Source organism: Microbacterium sp. (genome assembly GCF_047607465.1).
In the GTDB taxonomy this organism is placed as follows: Bacteria; Actinomycetota; Actinomycetes; order Actinomycetales; family Microbacteriaceae; genus Microbacterium.
The window spans coordinates 111,038-117,780 of sequence record NZ_JASGCY010000058.1 but is presented as its reverse complement, the minus strand read 5'-3'; the positions used below and the strand labels follow the sequence as shown (position 1 = coordinate 117,780).

The 6,743-nt window shown below is 71.3% G+C and carries 5 protein-coding genes and 1 pseudogene; 2 read left to right on the top strand and 4 right to left on the bottom strand.

What is annotated here, in order from left to right; all coding sequences use genetic code 11:
- Together QM568_RS08195 and QM568_RS08190 are read left to right on the top strand one after the other, a co-directional pair.
- Window positions 1-442, top strand: a pseudogene (locus tag QM568_RS08195) (hypothetical protein); the annotation flags it as partial.
- Window positions 439-2,511 (top strand): YhgE/Pip family protein, encoded by a 2,073-nt coding sequence (locus tag QM568_RS08190; RefSeq protein WP_415137662.1) that lies wholly within the window; start codon window positions 439-441, stop codon window positions 2,509-2,511. The pseudogene QM568_RS08195 and the gene QM568_RS08190, both read left to right, overlap by 4 nt.
- Before the next feature lie 128 nt (window positions 2,512-2,639).
- Here the strand turns inward: QM568_RS08190 and ccsB are convergent, their stop codons facing one another.
- From ccsB to QM568_RS08170, 4 genes are read right to left on the bottom strand one after another with little or no spacing between them, the layout of a single operon-like run.
- Window positions 2,640-3,614 carry a c-type cytochrome biogenesis protein CcsB gene (ccsB, locus tag QM568_RS08185; protein ID WP_415137660.1) on the bottom strand — a complete coding sequence of 325 codons (975 nt, stop codon included), beginning with the start codon at window positions 3,612-3,614 and terminating at the stop codon, window positions 2,640-2,642.
- A 4-nt stretch (window positions 3,615-3,618) separates the two neighbouring features.
- Window positions 3,619-5,319 (bottom strand): cytochrome c biogenesis protein ResB, encoded by a 1,701-nt coding sequence (locus QM568_RS08180; RefSeq protein WP_415137658.1) that lies wholly within the window; start codon window positions 5,317-5,319, stop codon window positions 3,619-3,621.
- A 25-nt stretch (window positions 5,320-5,344) separates the two neighbouring features.
- A complete protein-coding gene (locus QM568_RS08175; RefSeq protein WP_415137656.1) occupies window positions 5,345-6,094 on the bottom strand; it encodes a cytochrome c biogenesis CcdA family protein in 750 nt (249 codons plus the stop codon).
- Window positions 6,091-6,741: a TlpA family protein disulfide reductase gene (locus QM568_RS08170; protein ID WP_415137654.1), complete on the bottom strand. Its 651-nt coding sequence runs from the start codon at window positions 6,739-6,741 to the stop codon at window positions 6,091-6,093. Before QM568_RS08170 ends, QM568_RS08175 begins: the two co-directional genes overlap by 4 nt.
- Between the last annotated feature and the right edge of the window lie 2 nt (window positions 6,742-6,743).

Below are 6,743 nucleotides of genomic sequence, written 5' to 3'. Positions count from 1 at the left end.
CGCGCTGGCGCTGAGCGGCCGGCTCGCCCCGGACGCCGGGCGCCTGCGCGTCGCAGGCCACCTGCTCCCAGGGCGGGCCGCCTGGGTGCGCGCCCACGTCGGCGCTGTGATCGTGACGGATGCCGGGGGCACGGCATCCGCTCTGTCGGAGGCGCTGCGCGGATGCACCCCTCTCGTCGTCATCGACGGCCTCGACCGCCTCGGCGACGCCGAGCGCGATCAGGTCGCCGCCCTCCTTCGCGACGCCCCTCCCACCACCGCCCTCCTCCTCACCTCCCCCCACCCCCCTCTCCCGTCCCGCCCCACTCCCCCCACCGTCATAGATCTCGACGCCCCATCTGCGCCTCCACGCCCCACCGCAGCGGCGTCTCCAGGAGGGGGCGTCGACGCCGAGGTGGGGCGTCGACCGGAAGAATCCACCACGACCGAGGTGACCGCATGACCCTCTCCATCGAGCGCGCACGCTCCCGCAAGCCGATCACGTGGCTGACGATCCTCGGCATCCTGCTGCTGCCGGCGGCCATCGGCGGGATCCTCGTCGCCGCCCTCCAGAACCCGACAGAGCGCCTCGACTCGATGACCGCGGCGATCGTGAACCTCGACGAGCCGGTCGAGATCGACGGTCAGCTCACTCCGCTGGGGCGTCAGCTCGCCTCCGGTCTCGTCGAGGGTTCCGACGACCTCGACAGCAACCTGACCTGGGTCATCTCCAACGAGGACGACGCGAAGGACGGGCTCGCCGACGGCAGCTACCAGGCCGTCATCACGATCCCCGAGGACTTCTCGAAGGCCGCGACCTCGACCGGTACCGCGATCTCGGCGGGCGGCGGCGCCGCGACGAAAGATGCCGAGAAGGCGACGATCGCGGTGACGACCCCGCCCGACGGGCTCATCGCCGACGACCTCATCACGAACCAGATCGCCACGGTCGCCGCGTCGTCGATGAGCTCGATGATCGGCGAGGCGACCATGGGCAACGTCCTCGTCGGATTCACCACGCTCGGCGACCAGATCGGCGAGGCCGCCGACGGCGCGATCGCCCTCGCCGAAGGGGCTCGGGATGCCGCGACCGGGGCGGCAGCGCTCCCGGGCGGCGCGACCCAGCTCGCGACCGGGGCGTCCGCGTTGAGCTCCGGCGCCGCGGAGCTCTCGAGCGGGCTCACCACCCTCGCCGGCAAGACGCGCGACGCCGCGAGCGGAGCGCACGCGCTGAGCGCCGGACTGCTCGACGGCGCCGCGCAGTTGGACCAGAACGCGGCCGGGATCGACGCCCTCGTCGGCGGCATCCAGACCGCGACCGGTCATGCCTCGACGGCAGCGGCGAGCACCGTGAAGACGGCCGAGCAGGTCGGCGCCGTGGCCGGCGATCTGCAGACGCTCACCGGCGACCTGGGCGCGCTGGCCGCCGAGTGCGCGGCAGCGGGCGACGCCTTCCCGGCCGGCTTCTGCAACCGCCTTGGTGGGGCGGCGGCGAGCGCCGGCGCGGCTCTCGAGAAGACCGGTGCCGCCGTGACGACGGCGACGGATGCCGCGACCGCCGCCGGCACCGCCGCGGGCTACCTCACCGATGCCCAGCTCGCCGGCGGCGTGGCGGCCCTCCCCGGCACGTTCACCACGCTCGCGGCGAGCATGCGGGATGCCGGCAACGGGGCAGCGACCATCGCGGGCGGCCTCGACCAGCTCGCCGCCGAGGGGCTCGACCGGTCGGCCACCGGGGCATCGCAGCTGGCCGGCGGTGCGACCCGGCTCTCCGACGGCGCGACGCAGCTCTCCGACGGCGCGGGCGAGCTCGCCACGGGCCTCGACACTCTCGCCACCGGGACGGGCGATCTCGCGGGCGGATTGCGCACGGCATCCGACTCCCTCCCCTCGTTCACCGACAGCGAGTCCGAATCGCTCGCGGCCGTGATGGCGGACCCGGTGACGACGAATGCGCAGGCGAACACGATCTTCGGCCCGACCGCGATCCCGCTGCTGGCCGCGGTCGTGCTGTGGTTCGGCGGCCTCGCATCGTTCCTCGTCCTGCGCAGCCACACCGCGCAGGCGCTCACCTCGAGGCGCGCCTCGGCGACGCTGGCGCTGCGCGCATTCCTCCCCGCGGCCGCGATCGGCGCCGCGCAGGGCCTGCTCGTCTCGCTGATCGTGCAGATCGTGGCCGGCTACGACGTGGCGACCTGGTGGGCGTTCGCCGGCACGGCCGTGCTCGCGGGCGTCGCGTTCGCCGCCGTCAATCAGGCCCTCGTCGCCGTGTTCGGCGGTGTCGGACGCTGGATCGCCGCCCTCGTCGGCGTGCTCGCCGTCGCCACCGGGCTCATCTCGACCGTGCCCGCCTGGCTCGCATCGCTCGGTGCGGCGCTGCCGACCGCTCCCGCCTTCGCCGGCCTCATCGCGGCGACCGGGTCTGCCGTCGCGGCGCTGATCACCTGGGCCGTGCTGTCGCTGATCGTCACGACACTCGCCGTGGCCCTGCGGCGCACGACCTCGACCCGCGCGGTGCTGGCCTCGGCCTAGCATCCGCTCGCCCTGGTATCAGCCCGGAGAACCCGGACCATCCGGCGGCGGTGCGGCGTGTCGCCGCGCGACGCACCGGGCGGAACCCATCTCGTCCAGGTTTTCCGCGGGCGCACCGCCGCGCGGGCTCAGCTCAGGCCGGAGTACGCGTGCAGGCCCTTGAAGAACACGTTCACGATCGTGAAGTTGAAGATCACCGCGGTGAAGCCGACGATCGACAGCCAGGCGGAGGGGTTGCCCCGCCAGCCCCTGGTCGCGCGGGCGTGGATGTAGCCGGCGTAGATGACCCAGATCACGAACGTCCAGGTCTCCTTGACGTCGAAGCCCCAGTAGCGGCCCCAGGCGTCCTGCGCCCAGATGGCGCCGGCGATGAGCGTGAACGTCCACAGGATGAAGCCGACGATCGCGAAGCGGTAGGCGAGTCCCTCCAGGCGGTCGGATGCCGGCAGGGTGCGCAGGAATCCGGGGCCGGTCTTCTCGGCGCCCTCGGCGAGCAGGCGCTCACGACGGGACTGCATGAGCTGCAGCACGGACAGCGCGAAGGCGAGGGCGAAGAACGCGGTGCCCAGCGACGCCACGAAGACGTGGATGACCAGCCAGATGCTCTTCAGCGGCTCCGCCAGCGGCGTGACCTCGACGAAGAAGTTCACGGCCGCAAGGCCCAGCAGCACGACGACGAGGCCGGTGATGAACGTGCCGAGGTAGCGCAGGTCGAGGCGCGTGAGCACCGCGAGGTAGACCGCGACGATGAGGAGCGTGCCGATCATCGCGAACTCGTAAAGGTTCGCCCACGGCACCCGGCCCGCCTCGATGCTGCGGGTGACGACGGCGGCGAGGTGGAAGACGGCGGCGAGCACCATCAGCGAGGTGCCGATCCGTCCCATCACGTTGCGGCGGGGCGCGGCCTCTGCGGGCGCGCTCGCAAGGGCGGACGACGCGGCACGGCCGCCGACGCCGACGAGCTCCGCCTCGCGCACCGTCTTCGCATCGGCTGACGCCTGCGAGCGGCTGGCGAGGTCGACGGCGAAAGCGACGAACGACGCCGCGTAGATCGCGATCGCGGTCCACAGCAGAATCGGCGAGATCACGCTGAGCTCAAGCATGGGATCAGTCTACTTTCGTGGGGCCGGATGCCGCAGGGCCGGGTTCTGCGGCATCCGCCGTGACCCCGGCCGCGTCCAGGAGCCGCGCGTGGCCGGTGACGATGTCGTCGACGGCGGCGGCGAGGGTCGGGTCCTCTCCACGGGCGAGGCCTGCGTACTCGAGGGCGACGCCGTCGGCGGTCGGGGTCGCCTTGACCCAGACGCGGCGGCGGGGGATGAAGAGCGCGAGCATGAGGCCGCCGAGCGCGAGGAGCGCGAACACGAGCACCCACACCGACGAGGCGTCGTGGTGGATCTGCAGCGAGGCGAACCGCTTGACCGACTGCGAGAGGTCGGTGGCTCCCGCCGGGGACTCGTCCTCGAAGGTCACGGTGCCGAGGCCGTTCGGCAGATCGGCGGTCTCGCCGGGGATCAGCTCGATGGATTCCTTGTCGACGGCGCGGCCGGTGAGCTGGGTGAGCTCGGTCGTGTCGAGCACGTAGACGGACTTCGGCGAGCCGTTGTTGATGCCGAGGTCGCCCTCGAAGACGTCGAGCGTCAGCGTCGGGTTCATCAGGTCGGGGTACGCCGCGACGAACGCGCCGGTGTCGAGCACACCCGTGGTCGGGTAGAACAGGCAGCGCAGCCCCAGCTGCTCTGGCATGCCGTCGGTGACCTTGACGATGCCGAGCGAGAACAGGTTCGTGTCCTGCGGGAGGAAGGGCACGCTGTTGCGGAAGACGATGTCGCCGGCGGCGTTGCGCACGGTGATCGTCGGCGCATAGCCGTTGCCGAGGAGGTAGACCTTGTCGCCGGCGATGTCGAGGGGGTGGTTGACCCGCACCGCACCGGTGCGCTCCTCGCCGTTCTCCTTCACCGTCACGTTCGCCGAGAAGTCGCCCGCCTGCCCGGCACCGGGCTCGCCGAACGGCTGGTAGGTCACATCGAACGAGTCCAGCCGCATCGAGTAGGGCTCGAGCGCACCGTCGCCGACGAAGCGCCCGCGGTTCATCGAGTCGTAGTCGAGCAGGGTGTTCGCGAAGGTCTCGCCCTCGACGAGCACGCGCTGGCCCGTGTAGGCGAAGCCGCCGCCGACGCCGACCGTGATGAGCACGCCGACGAGGGCGATGTGGAAGACGAGGTTGCCGGTCTCGCGCCAGTATCCGCGCTCGGCCGAGACCGAGAAGGAGCGCTTGTCGTCGTAGCGCTCGACGCGGTAGCCGAGAGCCTTCAGCTGCTTCTGCGCGATGTCGATCGTCGCCGCGGCGTCCGCACCGGCATCCGTGCTCGTCCGGGAGACCGCGCGGCAGTCGGCCAGCCTCTTCAGCCGGGAGGGCGTACGCGGCGGGCGGGCGCGCAGCGCCTTCGCGTGGTGCTTGATGCGCGGGATCACGCAGCCGACGAGCGAGGTGAACAGCAGCAGGTAGATCGCCGAGAACCACGGCGAGAGGTACACGTCGAACATCTTCAGACCGTCGAGCACGGGGAAGAGATCGGGGTTGTCGCGCTCCCACTGCGTCACGCCGTTCGGGTCGGCCATCCGCTGGGGGAAGATGGACCCCGGGATCGCGGCGATCGCGAGGATCAGCAGCAGGATCAGCGCCGTGCGCATCGAGGTCAGCTGCCGCCAGCCCCAGCGCAGCCACCCGACGACGCCGAGCCGGGGCTGGGTGATCGAGTCGTCGCCGTCGATGTGGTCGGACGGGCGCAGCGGGTCGGTTTCCACGGAGTCCTTCGGGGTCGCAGAGGCGTCAGAGCGGGAGGAAGACACTGTTGATCACCGCCGTCATCCGGTTGACGGCCTCGGTCCACAGGCCCGTGACCATGAGGATGCCGAGCACGATCAGCAGCACGCCGCCGATCACGTTCACGATGCGGATGTGACGGCGCAGGAACCCGATCGCCCTCGTCGCCCACCCGAAGCCGAGGGCGACGAGCAGGAACGGGATGCCGAGACCGAGGGAGTACGCAAGGCCCAGCGTCCCGGCGCGGAGCGGATCGCCGGCATTGAAGGCGAGCGCGAAGATCGCTGCGAGCGTCGGCCCCATGCACGGCGCCCAACCGATGCCGAGCGCGATGCCGAGCAGCGGAGCGCCGATGACGCCGTACTTCGAGTCGACATGGAAGCGGAGCTCGCGCTGCGCGAAGCCGAAAAGGCCGAGGAACACGAGTCCCATGAGGATGATGACGACGCCGAGGATGCGCATGATCGCATCGCCCCAGCGGAGCAGGAAGAGGTTGGCGGCTCCACCGAGCGCGGTGATGGCGACGAAGACGATGCTGAACCCGAGGATGAACAGCAGCACCCCGATGACGAGCCGCCCCCGCCCCGGCGCGCCCTCGGTCGTCGAGCGCCCACTCGCCGCTCCCCCGAGGAAGCCCAGATACCCCGGAACGAGCGGCAGCACGCACGGCGAGAGGAAGGAGATCAGCCCCGCCAGCATCGCCACCGGGATCGCGAGCCAGAGCGCCCCCGATCCGATGATCGCCTCGGGGTTCACGATGTCTCCGCGAGGGCGTCCTTGACGAGCGTCGTGAGGATCGAGGGGCTGTCGATCGGGCCGATGATGCGGGCGGCGACCCGACCCTGCTTGTCGAGCACGAGGGTGGTCGGGGTGGCCTGGATCGGCACGGCCTCGGCGAAGGCGAGCTTGGCCTCGGCGGTGTCGACGTCGATGAGGCTGGGGTAGGTGATGTCGTAGTCCACGGCGAACGCCCTGGCGGTGTCGGCCTGGTCGCGCGTGTTGACGCCGATGAAGGCGACGCCTTCGCCCTCGAACTTCTCCCAGACGGCCTCCAGGTGCTCGGCTTCGACACGACACGGGGCGCAGCCTGCGTACCAGAAGTTCACCACGGTGACCTGACCCGCGATGTCCGCGCTGTCGAAGTCCTCGCCGTCTTCCGTCACGCCGCCGAAGACGACCGGCTCCCCGCGATCTGCGGCGGGGATCTCGTCGATCGCGCGGTCCGCGGCGACGTAGCCGGTGTTGTCGCCGCTGAGGAAGGAGTCGCTCACGGAGTCGGGGCTGCAGCCGGTGAGGCCGACGACGACCACCGCGGCGAGCGCGGCTCTGATCGCCCTGCGGACGAGGCGGATGCGGGAGCGGCGGCCGCTGCGGATCGGGGTGACCACAGGCGCGACAGGCACGA